Genomic DNA, 15,014 nt, shown 5'->3' with positions numbered 1-15,014 from the left:
TTCGATGGAATAAGCCGCTTCGCCCCAGCGTTATGTGGTCGACGAGAACGTGTTCAAGGCGACGCAGGCGAACACCGCGACTCAGCCGAGTCGAGCCGTCGAGATACCGGTTCGGTCGAGGTACGCCCGGTCGAACTCCATCCGTGTCATTCGATAAGGAATAGAAAATGAAATTGAAGCGCATTGCAGCCATGGCCTCGTTGGCCGCCGTCACGGCCTTCACGCTCGCCGCATGCGGTGGGGGAGACGACAACAGCACGCCGACGGTGACCGCACCGCCGCCCCCGGCGCTGAAGACGCAGTTCAAGGCCACCACGCTGGTGTCCGACGGCAGCGCGACGGCTGCCAATATCGACCCGAACCTCAAGAACGGCTGGGGCATCGCGTTCAACCCGACCGGCGTGATGTGGGTGTCGGACAACAACACGCATCTGTCGACGCTGTACGACGGCAACGGCGTGCCGCAATCGCTGGTGGTGTCGATCCCGGCGAACGCGGCCGGCGCGGCCGCCGGCCCGACGGGCATCGTGTTCAACAAGACCGCCACCGATTTCCAGATCAGCGCGAACGGCGGCGCGGCCGCCAACGCGGTGTTCATGTGGGCCACCGACGCGGGCACGATCGCCGCGTGGTCGCCGAAGGTGCTGCCGACGCAGGCCGTCAACGCCTATGACGACGGCGCGGGCGGGGCGGTCTACAAGGGCCTCGCGATCGGTGTGAACGCCGGTGCGAACGTGATCTACGCCACCGATTTCCACAACAAGAAGGTCGATACGTTCGACCGTGCGTTCAACAAGATCCTGGTCGGCAAGTTCGTCGATCCGAGCCTGCCGGCGGGCTTCTCGCCGTTTGGCATCGCAGCGATCGGCAACAACGTTTACGTGTCCTACGCCGTGCTCGGCAGCAACGGCAAGACGCAGGTAAACGGCGCGGGCAACGGCGTGGTGGATGCGTTCGACACGGCCGGCAACTTCGTCAAGCGCATCGCCACCGGCGGCACGCTGAATTCGCCGTGGGGCATGGTGATCGCGCCGTCGAACTTCGGCTCGGCCAGCAACGATCTGATGGTGGGCAACTTCGGCGACGGCACGATCGACGTGTTCAACCCGACCACCAATGCGCTGATCGGCGCGCTGCCGAACCCGGACGGCTCGACGTTCAAGCAGGCCGGCATCTGGGGCATGTCGTTCGGCAATAACGCCGCGAACCAGCCGACCAACACGCTGTTCTACGCGGCCGGCCCGACGCCGACCACGGGCGTGTACGGCCGCATCGACGTCACGCCCTGAGCCTAGGGAAATCCGGCGCCCGAGGTGTCGCTGTTCGTTGAGTGGAGAGCGGCAGCGCCGACGGTGAGGTGATATGGAATCCTGACGATATGCCGCAAGCGGAAGCGGCTTGAAAAAACCCCGATCGCATCGCTGCGATCGGGTCGAGAAGGTCAGAGAGACCCAAGGAAATTCCGTCGAGCGGCGCCCCGCGCCGGCTCAGTTGAACACGACCGTCCGGTCGCCGTTCAGGAACACGCGGCGCTCGGTGAATGCCTTCACCGCCCGCGCCAGCGTCATGCATTCCGTGTCGCGCCCCACCGTCAGCAATTGCTCGGGCCGGTACGCGTGATCGACCCGCTCCACCACCTGCTCGATGATCGGGCCTTCGTCGAGGTCGTCCGTCACGAAGTGCGCGGTCGCGCCGATCAGCTTGACGCCGCGCGCATGCGCCTGGTGATAGGGCTTCGCGCCCTTGAAGCCGGGCAGAAACGAATGGTGGATGTTGATCGCGCGGTTGGCGAGCTGCGCGCTCGCCTCGGGCGACAGCACCTGCATGTAGCGCGCGAGGATCACCAGCTCGGCGCCGCTCGATTCGAACAGGTCGAGCCACTGCGCTTCCTGCTGGCGCTTGGTGTCCGGCGTGATCGGGAAATGGTGGAACGGCAGGTGATGCTGCGCGGCCAGCGGTTCGAGATCGGGGTGATTCGAAGCAATCCCGACGATATCCATCTTCAGTTCGCCCATCTTCCAGCGGAACAGCAGATCCGCCAGGCAATGTTCGAGCTTCGACACCAGGATCAGCACCTTCGGGCGCGCGCTGGCGTCGTGGATCGCCCATTGCATGTCGAAGCGCTCGGCGATCGGCGTGAACTCGGTGCGCAGCGCCTCGATGTCGGGCGTATCGGCGGCGTCGTTCGCATGGAACACGCAGCGCACGAAGAAGCGGCCGCTCAGGTCGTCGTCGAACACGGTCAGTTCGTCGACGTAGCAACGGTGACGGTCGAGCACGCCGACCACGGCGGCCACCTGGCCAGCCGCGCTCGGGCACGACAGCGTCAGCAGGAATCGGGAATTGCGTTCGGAGCCGGACATGCTTTCCTCGGATCGGCGGCGGCGCGGTGCGCCGCACGCGGCCGCTCGATTGCGGCCAGGCTCCAGTAGAACAGTCCGATATCGCGCTGAATAGAATCGAAACGTCGTGACGCTGGTATCGAAACGCCAAACGGGGGCGGGCGCAATGCCTGGCCCCGGCCGCGGCTCAGATGCCGGCGGCCAGCACGGCGCGCTCGCCGGCGTTGGCTTCGCGGCAGCGGTCGAACAGCCAGCGGCGGAAGCGGCCGACGGCCGGCGCCTCGGGCCGCGACGGCGGGCGCACCAGGAAGTAGCCGCGCGAGGTGACGACGGTGGCGTCCACGCAGCGCACCAGTTGCCCATCCTGCACGAGCTGGTCGACGAGCGGCGACCAGCCGAGCGCGATGCCCTGGTTCATCAGCGCGGCGTGCACCACCAGCGCATAACTGTTGAACGTCAGCCCGTGCGGCTCGGGCGGCGCGATCAGGCCATGCGCGCCGAACCAGCCCTGCCACGCCAGCCAGCGCTCGGGGCGGGTGGGCTGCACGTGCAGCAGCGGGCGCGTCAGCAGGTCGGCCGGCGCGGCGATCGGGCCGTGGCTCGCCAGGAAGGCCGGCGAGCACACCGGCGTGACCGATTCCTCGAACAGCCGCGTGGAGGTGCACGACGGCCAGTCGCCGTCGCCGAACAGGATCGCCACGTCGGCGTGATCGCGTTGCAGATCGGCGTGCTGGGCGGTGACCACGCGCACGTCCACATCGGGCATTTCCTCCTTCAGCTTCGACAGGCGCGGCATCAGCCAGTAGGTCGCGAACCCGACATCGGTCACCAGCGTCAGCGCGCCGCGCGTGCGGCGCTCGCGAATGTCGGCCGTGGCGCAGCGCAGCGTGTCGAGGCTCTGGCGCACTGCCTCGAACAGCCGCTCGCCGTCCTCGGTCAGCGTCACGCCGCGATGGCCGCGGTCGAACAGCGGCGTGCCGAGCGCTTCCTCCAGTTGCACCACGCGCTGGCTGACGGCCGGCTGGGTGGAGCCCAGCTCGCGCGCGGCCGCCGTGAAGCTCGCGAGGCGCGCCGCGGATTCGAACGCGGACAGCGCCTGCATCGGCGGCAAGCGCTCGGCTCGCCCCGGAAGCCCGTCTGACATAAGCACCTCTGATGGCCCATAAGCATTCGACATCTTCCCCGCGCGATTCCGGCCGGCGACAGTGAAGTCAGCCGCGCCGCGCCGTGGCGAGTGGGGCGAAGCTCAGGGCTTACCCGACGCTGCCGGCGGCGGCGCGATCCCGTCGATTCTAATTCAGTCAATTCGCAATGCTTAACACGAAGCCGAATATCCTTATCTTGATGGCTGATCAACTGACGCCGTTCGCGCTGTCCTCCTACGGGCACCGTGGCGCGATCACGCCGACCATCGATCGCCTGGCCGCCGGCGGGGTGGTGTTCGAGTCCGCCTACTGCGCGAGCCCGCTGTGCGCGCCGTCGCGCTTTTCGTTCATGGCGGGCAAGCTGCCGGCCGCGATCGGCGCCTACGACAACGCCGCCGAGCTGCCGGCCCAGACGCTCACGTTCGCGCATTACCTGCGCGCGGCCGGCTACCGCACGGCGCTGGCCGGCAAGATGCACTTCTGCGGGCCGGATCAACTGCACGGTTTCGAGGAGCGCCTGACCACCGACATCTACCCGGCCGATTTCGGCTGGGTGCCCGACTGGACCCAGCCGGCCGACCGCCCGAGCTGGTATCACAACATGGGCTCGGTGCTCGACGCCGGCCCATGCGTGCGCACCAACCAGCTCGATTTCGACGACGAAGTGACGTTCGCCACGCGCCAGAAGCTCTACGATCTGGCGCGCGAGAAGGAAATGGGCACCGACGCGCGTCCGTTCTGCCTGGTCATGTCGCTGACCCATCCTCATGATCCCTACGCAATCACGCGCGAATATTGGGACCTTTACCGCGACGAGGACGTGCCGATGCCGGCCGTCACGCTCGGCTTCGACGAGAGCGATCCGCACTCGCGGCGGCTGCGCGGCGTCAGCGAGATCGACCGAACGCCGCCCAGCGAGGCGCAAATCCGCGCCGCGCGCCGCGCCTATTACGGCTCGACCAGCTATGCCGACGCGCAATTCGGCGCGGTCATGAGTACGCTCGAAGCCTGCGGGTTCGCCGACGATACGGTCGTGATCGTGACGGCGGACCACGGCGACATGCTCGGCGAGCGCGGCCTCTGGTACAAGATGACGTTCTTCGAGGGCGGTTGCCGCGTGCCGTTGATCGTCAATGCGCCGGGCCGGTTCGCTGCCTCGCGCGTGTCGGCGTCCGTCTCGCACCTCGACCTGCTGCCCACGCTGGTGGAGTTCGCCACCGGCGGCGCGCCGGCCGAATGGCCCGACGCGATCGACGGCCAGAGCCTGGTGCCGCACTTGAGCGGCGCGGGCGGCCACGACGAGGCGATCGGCGAATTCCTGGCCGAAGGCGCGATCGCGCCGATCGTGATGATCCGGCGCGGCGACTGGAAATTCATCCACACGCCGGTCGATCCAGACCAGTTGTTCAACTTGAAGGACGACCCGCATGAACTGACCAACCTCGCGGCCGACCCGGCGCAGAGCGAGCGGGTGGCGGCGTTGCGCGCCGAGGTGGCGCGACGCTGGAACCTCGACGCGATCCACGCCGACGTGCTGGCCAGCCAGCGCCGCCGCCGCTTCCACTTCGCGGCCACCACGCAGGGCCGCATCCAGTCGTGGGACTGGCAGCCGATGCAGGACGCCAGCCAGCGCTACATGCGCAACCACATCGAACTCGACACGCTCGAAGCGATGGCGCGCTACCCGCGCCCGCAACGCTGAACGCCGGCACACCTTTCATCCACACGGGAATACAAGCAATGAAACGACACCTTCGCATTGCAGGACCGGCGCGCGCATTGCGGCGCAGCCTGCTCGCCACAGGCCTTGCGCTCGCGTTTGCCGGCGCGGCGCAGGCCGCCGATCCGGCCTCCTGCGGCGACGTGCGCATGGCCGCGCCGGGCTGGACCGACATCGACGCCACCAACGCCATGACGGGCGCCGTGCTCGACGCGCTCGGCTACCATCCGCGCGTCGCGAACCTGTCGGTGCCGATCACGTTCCAGGGCCTCAAGAAAGGGCAGGTGGACGTGTTCCTCGGCAACTGGATGCCGGCGCAAGGGCCACTCGTGAAGCCGTTCGTCGACGAGAAATCGATCGACGTGCTGCACGCGAACCTGACCCATGCGAAGTTCACGCTGGCGGTGCCCGACTACGTGGCCGCGGCCGGCGTGCACTCGTTCGCCGATCTCGCCAAGTACGCCGACCGCTTCGAAGGCCGCATCTACGGCATCGAGCCAGGCGCGCCGGCCAACCAGAACATCAAGCGGATGATCGCCGACAAGGCGCTCGGCAGTGCGAACTGGTCGCTGGTCGAATCGAGCGAGACGGGCATGCTGACCCAGGTGGAACGCGCCGAACGCGATCACAAGTGGATCGTGTTCCTGGCCTGGGAGCCGCACCTGATGAACACCAGGTTCCATCCGGTCTACCTGTCGGGCGGCGATGCCTACTTCGGCCCCGACTACGGCGGCGCGACCGTCAATACCGTGTCGCGCAGCGGCTATGCGAACCAGTGCCCGAATCTCGGCCGCCTGTTCAGGCAGATCACGTTCAACGTCGACCTGGAGAACGCGATGATCGCCTCGATGCTGCTCGACAAGCTCTCGCCCGCCGACGCCGCGAAGCGCGCGCTGCGTGCCCATCCGGACCTGCTCGGCACCTGGCTCGACGGCGTGACCACCGCGAGCGGCGCGCCCGCGTTGCCGGCCGCCAAGGGCGCGCTCGGCCTGTGATGTGACGCTCGTCCGGTGCGGCCACCGCATTCAGGGTTTATCAGCAGCGGTCGCTGACAGGCCATTTGTGGTCGTTCATGGACGTGTCGCCCATAAATTGGGTTTGTATTTTTTCCTTCACGCGGCCGCACCTTCACAACAACCACGATGGCCGCGCAAGCGATACCCGGTTTCATGCAAGACGTAGGGCTCGTGCGTGCGCGAGTCATTCTTCCAACAGGAATGCAGGTTTGGGGTTGCCACAATGATTAAAAGAAAGAAAATTGCCGCAGCCGGCGCCGCCGCGCTGGCACTGGCAGGCGTGTCGTCCGCGAGTCATGCGCAGAGCAGCGTCACGCTGTACGGCATTCTCGATGCCGGTGTCACCTACGTGAGCAATTCGGGCGGCGCGCACGTCTTCAAGTTCGACGACGGCGTGTCCTACGGCAACCGGATCGGCTTCAAGGGCGTCGAGGATCTCGGCGGCGGCCTGAAGGCGGTGTTCGTGCTCGAAAGCGGTTTCCACCTGAGCAATGGCCAGCTCGGTTTCGGCGGCGCGCTGTTCGGCCGTCAGGCTTATGTCGGACTCCAGAACGATTGGGGCACGCTGTCGTTGGGCGACCAGCTCGACATGACCGAGGAGATGGTCTATCTGACCAACGTGTCGGCGTGGGCCAGCGGCTACGCGATCCACCAGGGCGACTTCGACCGCTTCAACGGCGACCGCCTGCCGAACGCGATCAAGTTCCTGTCGAACACGTTCGGCGGCTTCAAGGTGGGCGGCATGTATTCGTTCGGCAACGTGTCGGGCAACTTCCACCAGAACAGCGCGTTCAGCCTGGGCGGCAGCTACGCGAACGGCAACTTCTCGACCGGCGTGGCCTACACGCAGTTGAACAACCCGAACGGCATCTACGCGTTCGATCCGTACGCGATGATCGGCACCAAGACGTTCCTCGGCCGGCCGACCGTCAGCGTCGATCCGGCCACGGGCGCGGTGACCGACCTGTTCTCCAGCACGCCGATGAACATCGACAAGCAGGGCACGCTCGGCGTCGGCGCGAGCTACACGATCGGCAAGGTGTCGCTGATCGGCAACTTCACGTACACCACCATCAAGGGCTTCGGCCAAAGCTCGCACATGCAGGTGTACGAAGGCGGCGCAACCTATCAACTGACGCCGGCCCTCAGCGTGATCGGCGGCTATCAGCACACGCGCTTCGAGGGCCATCACTGGAACCAGGGTTCGGCCGGCGTGCACTACCTGCTGTCCAAGCGCACCGACGTGTATCTGTCGGGCGACTACCTGCGCGCCTCCAACGGCGTCAACGCGGTGATCGGCTACAGCTTCACGCCGTCCACCACGCAGACGCAGGCCGACGTGCGGATCGGGATGCGCCACTCGTTCTGATCGCGCGGCGCGCTGCATGATGCGCGACGCAATACGCAATATGAAACGGGCCGGCATGACGCCAATCGCGTCGTGCCGGCCCGTTGGTTTTCATCGGTTCGGAATCCTGCTGATCGCTGGCTGCTAACGCTGCACCTGCCGGTCGTCGCGCGGGCTGGCGCCGAAGCGCGTGCGGTAGCTGCGCGAGAAATGCGACGGCGATTCGAAGCCGCAGGCCACGCAGATCGCCGTGATGGTCATGTCGGTCTGCTGCAGCAGCTCGCGCGCGCGGTCGAGCCGCAACTGCATGTAGAAGCGCGCCGGCGTGTCGTCGAGAATCGCGCTGAACAGGCGTTCGAGCTGACGCCGCGTGATGCCGACGTCCTGCGCCAATGCATCCGAGGACAGCGGCGTTTCGGTGTGCCGTTCCATCGCGCCGATCACCTGGATCAGCTTGCGGTTGTGCACGCCATAGCGCGCGGCGATTTCCAGCCGTTGCCGATCCGAGTGCTGGCGGATGCGGCCCACCACGAACTGCTCCGAAATGCTGGCGGCCAGATCCGCGCCGTGCCGGCGGCCGATCAGGTCGAGCATCATGTCGATCGACGCGATGCCGCCCGCGCAGGTGATGCGCCGGTCGCCCGTCTCGAACAATTCCTGCGTGGCGGTCAGGCGCGGGTAGCGCTCGCGGAATGCGGCCAGCGCTTCCCAGTGCAGCGTCAGCGTGTGGGTGGGGTCGAACAGGCCCGCCTCGGCCAGCACGAAGCTGCCGGTATCGATCGCGCCGATCGTCGCGCCGCCGTGATGCTGGCGGCGCAGCCAATCGCCGAGCGTGCGCGTGTAGCGCGCCAGCGGCTCGAAGCCCGCGATCACGAACACGGTGCTGGTGTGGCCGATCTCGCCGAACGGCGCGTCGGCGTTCAGCGCCACGCCGTTGCTGGCGACCACCGGCGCACCGTCCATGCTCAGCAATTGCCAGCGATAGAGATCCGGGCGGAAGCGGTTCGCGACGCGCAGCGGCTCGATCGCCGACATGCAACCGAGCGCGGAGAAGCCGGGGAGCAACAGAAAATGAAAGGTTTCCGGCATGGGCGGGCGGTGGGGTCGTGTGGGGCGCGCTCGATTATAGAGGCGAGTGTGCGCGAATCGAAAAGGCGCCGTATCGATCGTTCGCAGTCCTCGAATAGGGCGGGTGGCGCCGGCCCGCCCCGCGCGGCGGGCAAATATTTCAGTTTGATGATCGGATTCTTCCATTTTCCGGAAGGAAGCTTGCGGCTGCGCGCGCACATTCTCGGGCGCCTCCGTTTCTATACTCGCCGGCGTCTCAACCCAGCGTTTCTACAGAACCGGAGTCTCAGGTGAAAAAAATCTCCATCGCGGCCGCATGCGTGACGACGTTCGCAGCAGCCTCGGCCCACGCTCAAAGCTCGGTCACGTTGTACGGCCTCGTCGATGCCGGCATCGCCTACACCAACAACGTTGGCGGCAGCGGCCGCGTCGCGCTCGCGAGCGGCAACATCAGCGGCAGCCGCTTCGGCGTGCGCGGCTCGGAAGATCTCGGCGGCGGGCTCAAGGCGGTGTTCGTGCTCGAGAACGGCTTCAGCGTCAACAACGGCCAGCTTGGCCAGAATGGCCGCATGTTCGGCCGCCAGGCCTACGTGGGCCTGAGCGGCAATGCGTTCGGCACGCTGACGCTCGGCCGCCAGTACGACGACGTGGTCGATTTCGTTTCGCCGCTGTCGGGCACGGCCGGCACGTTCGGCGATTCGGGCTTCGCGCACCCGTACGACAACGACAACCTGCAGCACAGCGTGCGCTTCAACAACGCGGCGAAGTTCACCAGCGTCAACTATGGCGGGTTCAAGTTCGGCGGCATGTACGCGTTCAGCAACAGCACGAACTTCGCCACCAGCCGCGCCTACAGTGTCGGCGCGAGCTACAGCAACGGCCCGCTGACCGCCGCGGCCGGCTACCTGCAGACCAACGGCTCGGGCACGCGCAACGGTACCGCGTTCGCCAACACGGCCGGCGCGGTCGATCAGGCCGAAGTGAAGGGCAGCCTGACCTCGGACGTGCAGCGCAGCGTGGCCGCCGGCATCAACTACGCGTTCGGCCCCGCCACGCTCGGCTTCGTCTATTCGCACGCCCAGTACCAGGGCACTGGCGCGTTCGGCCTGAACAACGGCGGCGCGCGCTTCGACAACTACGAAGTGAATGGGATGGTTCAGTTCACGCCGGCCCTGCGCGCGGGCCTGTCCTACACGTACACCGATGCGCACCTGAGCGGCGCGACCGCCTATGGCGCCGATCCGAAGTGGAATCAGGTCAATGCGATCGCGCGCTATGCGCTGTCCAAGCGCACCGAACTGTATGCCGAGGCGATGTATCAGCACGCCACCGGCAACAAGAACGTCGCGATGCTGTACAACGCCGGGGGCGCCTCCACCACGGGCAATCAGGTGATGGGCGCTGTGGGCATGCTGACGCGCTTCTAAGCCGCGCTTCTGATGCAGTCCTGACGTTCGACACGCGTTTCGCGGCCGGGCAGCCCGGCCCGCCTCCGAGCGGACTCACGGTGTGCCGGATGCCGGCGCGGGGCGGTTCGGCAACCACGGCCGAAAGCCGGCAGTACGCTGGCCGTGGTTGCCGCGCGCGCCTTCGCTCGTCGATTCGGATGAGTCCATTTGCCCGCCCGATTCGTTTCGGGCGGGCTTTTTTACGTTCGCGCTTGCGAACGTCCGGCGCCGGCTGCCCGGTCATTTCGCGCCACGCCGCATCGGGTCAAGCTCGCCGCCGCGCGATCGTCTTCCCGAGCCCCGTCATGCGGGCGCGCGCTCTCGCCATCATGGTTTCCACTGAAGGTCGCTGACAGTCAACAAAACGTCGCGGCCGGTCGCCTTGCGCCGAATATGGCCCGTTATTTTTTCATCCACGGTGCAGGCCTCGTCGTTCCTCTATCAATCGCCTGCGAGACACCGCCGAACAGGGAGCCAACATGAAGTCGTGCAAGACCCTCGCGCTGGTTGCGGCATTGGCCGCGGCATCTGCGTTGCCGTTGCCGTCGTTTGCCCAGGATTCCGACGCGTGCCGCACGGTGCGGTTCTCCGATATCGGCTGGACCGACATCACGTCCACCACGGCGCTCGCCTCCATGTTGTTCGAGTCGCTCGGCTACAAGCCCACTACCACGATCTCGTCGGTGCCGATTTCGTTCGCAGGCCTGAAGGCCAAACAGATCGACGTGTCGCTCGGCTACTGGTGGCCGGTGCAGCAGAAGCAGCTTCAGCCGTTCCTCGATGCGAAGTCGATCACGGTGCTCGACACGCCGAACCTGTCGGGCGCGAAGGCCACGCTCGCGGTGCCGGCCTACGAATTCCAGGCCGGCCTGAAAACCTTCGACGATATCGCCAAGCACCGCGAGGAACTCGACGGGAAGATCTACGGCATCGAGCCGGGCAGCAGCGCCAACGCGACCATCCAGAAGATGATCGACACCAACCAGTACGGGCTCGGCGGCTTCAAGCTGGTCGAATCGAGCGAGGCCGGCATGCTGGTGACGGTGGAGCGCGCGGTGCGCGCCAAGAAATGGGTGGTGTTCCTCGGCTGGGAACCGCACCCGATGAACATCCAGTTGCAGATGAACTACCTGTCGGGCGGCGATGCGTCGTTCGGCCCGAACTACGGCGAGGCGCGCGTCTACACGCTAACCTCGAACGGTTATGCCGAGCGCTGCCCGAACGCGGGCAAGCTCGTGTCGAACCTGCGCTTCACCACCGATATGGAGAACCAACTGATGTTGGCCGTGGTGAACAAGACGCGCCCGGCCGACTCGGCCAAGGATTACATCCGCAAGCACCCGCAGGTGCTGGACGGCTGGCTCGCGGGCGTGAAGAGCTACGACGGCAAGGACGGTCTCGCGACCGTGAAGGCGGCGCTCGGCCTGTGACCGGCGCGCCGCGCGCCACTCCTACACTGCAAGCAACGAGGCAAACGCAATGAACCACGAAGTGATAGTGACCTGCGCCGTGACGGGCGCGGGCGATACGGTCGGCAAGCATCCGGCGATTCCGGTCACGCCCAAGCAGATCGCCGAGGCCGCGATCGAGGCCGCCAAGGCCGGCGCCACCGTCGCGCACTGCCATGTGCGCGATTCGCAAACCGGGCGCGGCAGCCGCGATCCGAACCTCTACCGCGAGGTGGTGGACCGGATTCGGTCGGCCGACGTCGACGTGATCATCAACCTGACGGCCGGCATGGGCGGCGACCTGGAGATCGGCGCGGGCGAAGCGCCGATGCAGTTCGGCCAGGGCACCGACCTGGTCGGCGGCCTGACGCGCCTCGTGCATGTGGAGGAATTGCTGCCCGAGATCTGCACGCTCGATTGCGGCACGCTCAATTTCGGCGATGGCGATTACATCTATGTGTCCACGCCGGCCCAGTTGCGTGCCGGCGCGAAGCGAATCCAGCAGCTTGGCGTGAAGCCCGAGCTGGAGATCTTCGACACCGGCCACCTGTGGTTCGCCAAGCAGTTGCTCAAGGAAGGCCTGCTCGACGAGCCGCCGCTGTTCCAGCTTTGCATGGGCATTCCGTGGGGCGCGCCGGCCGACACCGGCACGCTGAAATCGATGGTCGACAACATGCCGCCGGGCGCACACTGGGCCGGCTTCGGCATCGGCCGGATGCAGATGCCGATGGTGGCGCAGGCGATGCTGCTGGGCGGCCATGTGCGCGTGGGCCTCGAAGACAACATCTGGCTCGATCGCGGCGTGCCGGCCTCGAACGGCTCGCTCGTGCAGCGCGCGCGCGAAATCATCGAGCGGCTCGGCGCGCGCGTGCTGACGCCGGCCGAAGGGCGCGTCAAGCTCGGCCTGCCGCCGCGCGGCCAACGCCCGCTCGAACGGCGCGCGATCGCCGAATTCGCGTGAGATGACATGGCGTGGGGCGGCATGCTCGCCGCCTCGCCGGATATTCAGGAAAACCAAGGACGTTTCATGACTGTGATCACCGACATCAAGACCTTCGCCGCGATCGGCACCGGCGTGATCGGCGGCGGCTGGGTGGCGCGTGCGCTCGCGAACGGGCTCGACGTGGTCGTGTGGGACCCGGCGCCCGGCGCCGAGGCGCAACTGCGCGCCAAGCTCGCCAACGCGTGGCCCGCGCTGGAGCGTGTCGGCCTGAAACCGGGCGCGTCGGTCGAGCGGCTGCGCTTCGTGCCGACCATCGAGGCGGCCGTGGCCGACGCCGATTTCATCCAGGAAAGCGCGCCCGAGCGCGAGGCGCTGAAGCTCGAACTGCACGAGCAGATCAGCCGCGCGGCCAAGCCCGGCGCGATCATCGCGTCGTCCACTTCGGGTCTGCTGCCGACCGATTTCTATGCGCGCGCAACCAACCCGGAACGCTGCGTGGTCGGCCATCCGTTCAACCCCGTCTATCTGTTGCCGCTGGTCGAAGTGCTCGGCGGCGAGCGGACTTCGAGCGAAGCGGTGGACGCGGCGATCGCCATCTACGCGTCGCTCGGCATGCGTCCGCTCAGGGTGCGCAAGGAAGTGCCGGGCTTCATTGCCGACCGCCTGCTCGAAGCGCTGTGGCGCGAGGCGCTGCATCTGGTCAACGAAGGCGTGGCCACCACCGGCGAGATCGACGATGCGATCCGCTTCGGTGCGGGCATCCGCTGGTCGTTCATGGGCACGTTCCTGACCTACACGCTGGCCGGCGGCGACGCGGGCATGCGCCACTTCATGAAGCAGTTCGGGCCGGCGCTCGAACTGCCGTGGACCAAGCTCGTCGCGCCGACGCTGACCGACGAGCTGATTGACCGCGTGGTGGAAGGCACCACCGAGCAGCAGGGCGAGCGCAGCATCCAGGCGCTCGAACGCTATCGCGACGACTGCATCACCGAGGTGATCGAAACGATCGCCCGCGTGAAGGCGCGTCACGGCATGCGCTACGAGGATTGACGATGCCCACCGAAACCGCGCTGACGATTCACCGCGACGTGGTGCGCGAGGAATGGGTCGATTACAACGGGCACCTGCGCGATGCGTTCTACCTGCTGATCTTCAGCTTCGCCACCGATGCGCTGATCGATCGGATCGGCCTCGACGCGGCAACACGGCAGGCGCGCTCGCGCTCGATCTACACGCTGGAAGCGCATGTGAACTACCTGCAGGAGATCAAGCTCGGCACGGCGGTGCGCGTCGATGCACGCGTGCTGGCGGTCGATGCGAAGCGCATCCATCTGTATATGGAGATGTTTGCGGACGGCGTGGACGGCGCGGTGTCGGCCAGCGAGCAGATGCTGATGCACATCGACACGCGCGGGCCGAAATCCGCGCCGTTCGATGCCGACGTTCACGCGCGGCTTGCTGAAAGGCACGACGCGCAGCGCGAGATGGCGGCGCCGGCCTGGGCCGGGCGCGTGATCGGCCTGCCGGCGCCGCGCTGACGATGGCGCTCGAAGCGGAAATCGCCGCGTTCGTCGCGCGGGTCGCGGCCGAGGGCGGTGACGGCGGCGACCCGCGCGCGGTGTCGGTCGCGGCGCTGCGCGACGGCTACGAGCGTTTCGCCGCGCGCTGGACGCCGGCGCGATTGCCGAGCGGCGTGACGACGGAGGATGCCATGTTCGTCGCGCCGGCCGGGCACCGCATCGGTTTGCGGCGTTACCGATTCGCGCAGGCTGCGCGCGGCGTGGTGCTGTTTTTTCACGGCGGCGGCTTCGTGCTCGGTTCGCTGGCCAGCCATCAATCGATTGCGGCGCGGCTGGCGGCCGACGCGGCTGCCGACGTGATCGCCGTCGATTATCGGCTGGCGCCCGAGCATGGCGCGCCGGCCGCGCACGACGACGTGCGCGCCGTCACCCAGGCGGCGCTCGACGGCCGCCTGCCGTTCGATCTTCCCGCCGGGCAGCCGATCGCACTGGCAGGCGACAGCGCCGGCGGCACGTTGGCGGCCAGCGTGGCGGCATGGTTCGGCGCGCGGATCGCGGGTGTCGCGCTTGTCTATCCGATGCTCGGGCTGGAGCCGCAATTGCCCGCGCGAGAAAGCGAGGCGGATGCGCCGATGCTGACGCTCGCCGATGTGCGCAGTTATCGTCAGTGGTACTGGGGATCGGCGGATGGGGCCGCGGCAGCGCCGGTTTCGCCGCCGCCGGGCACCGTGCCGTTGCTGGCCGGTCGTTTCGACGGGCTGCCGCCGGTGCTGGCGATCGGCGCGGAGCACGATCCGCTGCGCGACGATGCGCGTGTGTATGTCGAGACGATCCGTGCGGCTGGCGGCGAGGCGCGCTTCGTGCTGGCCGAGGGCATGGTGCACGGTTGCTGGCGCGCGCTCGATGTCAGCCCCGGCGCGGCGCGCATGCACCGGGCCGTGTGCGCATTTCTGCGCGAGCGGATCGATGCGGATTCCGAACGAGTGAAATAGGGTGGCGGCTTGCCGGTGCGGTTC

Annotated in this window: 13 protein-coding genes; 10 read left to right on the top strand and 3 right to left on the bottom strand. The window is 67.1% G+C overall.

What is annotated here, in order from left to right; translation table 11 throughout:
• The first annotated feature begins 167 nt into the window (after positions 1-167).
• Positions 168-1,289, top strand: a complete 1,122-nt coding sequence (locus tag AB4851_RS01555; protein ID WP_414448140.1) for a TIGR03118 family protein — start codon at positions 168-170, stop codon at positions 1,287-1,289.
• A 198-nt stretch (positions 1,290-1,487) separates the two neighbouring features.
• On the opposite strand, the gene purU is transcribed toward AB4851_RS01555, so the two are convergent.
• Both purU and AB4851_RS01545 read right to left on the bottom strand, forming a co-directional pair.
• Positions 1,488-2,363, bottom strand: coding sequence for a formyltetrahydrofolate deformylase (gene purU / locus AB4851_RS01550; RefSeq protein ID WP_414448139.1), 876 nt, complete (start codon positions 2,361-2,363; stop codon positions 1,488-1,490).
• Positions 2,364-2,529: 166 nt separating this feature from the next.
• A complete protein-coding gene (locus AB4851_RS01545) occupies positions 2,530-3,444 on the bottom strand; it encodes a choline sulfate utilization transcriptional regulator (RefSeq protein ID WP_414441953.1) in 915 nt (304 codons plus the stop codon).
• 209 nt (positions 3,445-3,653) lie between these two features.
• On the opposite strand from AB4851_RS01545, the gene betC reads away from it, so the two are divergent.
• The 3 genes from betC to AB4851_RS01530 all read left to right on the top strand — a co-directional run bounded on the left by betC (position 3,654) and on the right by AB4851_RS01530 (position 7,592).
• Entirely contained in the window at positions 3,654-5,189 is a 1,536-nt protein-coding gene (gene betC, locus AB4851_RS01540) for a choline-sulfatase (RefSeq protein ID WP_414448138.1), read from the top strand.
• 38 nt (positions 5,190-5,227) lie between these two features.
• On the top strand, positions 5,228-6,202 hold the full coding sequence (gene choX / locus AB4851_RS01535; protein ID WP_414448137.1) for a choline ABC transporter substrate-binding protein: 975 nt from the start codon (positions 5,228-5,230) through the stop codon (positions 6,200-6,202).
• A gap of 244 nt (positions 6,203-6,446) precedes the next feature.
• Positions 6,447-7,592 (top strand): porin, encoded by a 1,146-nt coding sequence (locus AB4851_RS01530; protein ID WP_414441316.1) that lies wholly within the window; start codon positions 6,447-6,449, stop codon positions 7,590-7,592.
• Between the two features lie 123 nt (positions 7,593-7,715).
• Here AB4851_RS01530 and AB4851_RS01525 read toward each other — a convergent pair whose 3' ends face one another.
• On the bottom strand, positions 7,716-8,660 hold the full coding sequence (locus AB4851_RS01525) for a GlxA family transcriptional regulator (protein ID WP_414448136.1): 945 nt from the start codon (positions 8,658-8,660) through the stop codon (positions 7,716-7,718).
• Positions 8,661-8,929: 269 nt separating this feature from the next.
• On the opposite strand from AB4851_RS01525, the gene AB4851_RS01520 reads away from it, so the two are divergent.
• The 6 genes from AB4851_RS01520 to AB4851_RS01495 all read left to right on the top strand — a co-directional run bounded on the left by AB4851_RS01520 (position 8,930) and on the right by AB4851_RS01495 (position 14,990).
• Positions 8,930-10,066 (top strand): porin, encoded by a 1,137-nt coding sequence (locus tag AB4851_RS01520; protein ID WP_414448135.1) that lies wholly within the window; start codon positions 8,930-8,932, stop codon positions 10,064-10,066.
• Positions 10,067-10,566: 500 nt separating this feature from the next.
• Positions 10,567-11,517 (top strand): choline ABC transporter substrate-binding protein, encoded by a 951-nt coding sequence (locus AB4851_RS01515; protein ID WP_414448134.1) that lies wholly within the window; start codon positions 10,567-10,569, stop codon positions 11,515-11,517.
• Positions 11,518-11,566: 49 nt separating this feature from the next.
• Positions 11,567-12,496, top strand: a complete 930-nt coding sequence (locus AB4851_RS01510) for a 3-keto-5-aminohexanoate cleavage protein (protein ID WP_414448133.1) — start codon at positions 11,567-11,569, stop codon at positions 12,494-12,496.
• Positions 12,497-12,562: 66 nt separating this feature from the next.
• On the top strand, positions 12,563-13,528 hold the full coding sequence (locus AB4851_RS01505) for an L-carnitine dehydrogenase (RefSeq protein ID WP_414448132.1): 966 nt from the start codon (positions 12,563-12,565) through the stop codon (positions 13,526-13,528).
• A 2-nt stretch (positions 13,529-13,530) separates the two neighbouring features.
• Positions 13,531-14,016: a thioesterase family protein gene (locus tag AB4851_RS01500; RefSeq protein WP_414448131.1), complete on the top strand. Its 486-nt coding sequence runs from the start codon at positions 13,531-13,533 to the stop codon at positions 14,014-14,016.
• Between the two features lie 2 nt (positions 14,017-14,018).
• Positions 14,019-14,990 carry an alpha/beta hydrolase gene (locus tag AB4851_RS01495; RefSeq protein WP_414448130.1) on the top strand — a complete coding sequence of 324 codons (972 nt, stop codon included), beginning with the start codon at positions 14,019-14,021 and terminating at the stop codon, positions 14,988-14,990.
• The last annotated feature ends 24 nt before the right edge of the window (positions 14,991-15,014 follow it).

It is taken from the genome of Burkholderia sp. 22PA0099 (assembly GCF_047497165.1).
Taxonomy (GTDB): domain Bacteria; phylum Pseudomonadota; class Gammaproteobacteria; order Burkholderiales; family Burkholderiaceae; genus Burkholderia.
Note: the sequence above shows the minus strand (reverse complement) of the source record. Positions and strands in the feature narration are given on the sequence as shown.

Bases quoted from the DNA above. Each gene is read 5' to 3' on its own strand.
- AB4851_RS01510 (WP_414448133.1), top strand. From the start codon at position 11,567: ATGAACCACGAAGTGATAGTGACCTGCGCCGTGACGGGCGCGGGCGAT.
- AB4851_RS01515 (WP_414448134.1), top strand. From the start codon at position 10,567: ATGAAGTCGTGCAAGACCCTCGCGCTGGTTGCGGCATTGGCCGCGGCA.
- betC (WP_414448138.1), top strand. From the start codon at position 3,654: ATGCTTAACACGAAGCCGAATATCCTTATCTTGATGGCTGATCAACTG.
- AB4851_RS01500 (WP_414448131.1), top strand. From the start codon at position 13,531: ATGCCCACCGAAACCGCGCTGACGATTCACCGCGACGTGGTGCGCGAG.
- AB4851_RS01495 (WP_414448130.1), top strand. From the start codon at position 14,019: ATGGCGCTCGAAGCGGAAATCGCCGCGTTCGTCGCGCGGGTCGCGGCC.
- AB4851_RS01525 (WP_414448136.1), bottom strand. From the start codon at position 8,660: ATGCCGGAAACCTTTCATTTTCTGTTGCTCCCCGGCTTCTCCGCGCTC.
- AB4851_RS01505 (WP_414448132.1), top strand. From the start codon at position 12,563: ATGACTGTGATCACCGACATCAAGACCTTCGCCGCGATCGGCACCGGC.
- choX (WP_414448137.1), top strand. From the start codon at position 5,228: ATGAAACGACACCTTCGCATTGCAGGACCGGCGCGCGCATTGCGGCGC.
- AB4851_RS01555 (WP_414448140.1), top strand. From the start codon at position 168: ATGAAATTGAAGCGCATTGCAGCCATGGCCTCGTTGGCCGCCGTCACG.
- AB4851_RS01530 (WP_414441316.1), top strand. From the start codon at position 6,447: ATGATTAAAAGAAAGAAAATTGCCGCAGCCGGCGCCGCCGCGCTGGCA.
- purU (WP_414448139.1), bottom strand. From the start codon at position 2,363: ATGTCCGGCTCCGAACGCAATTCCCGATTCCTGCTGACGCTGTCGTGC.
- AB4851_RS01545 (WP_414441953.1), bottom strand. From the start codon at position 3,444: ATGCAGGCGCTGTCCGCGTTCGAATCCGCGGCGCGCCTCGCGAGCTTC.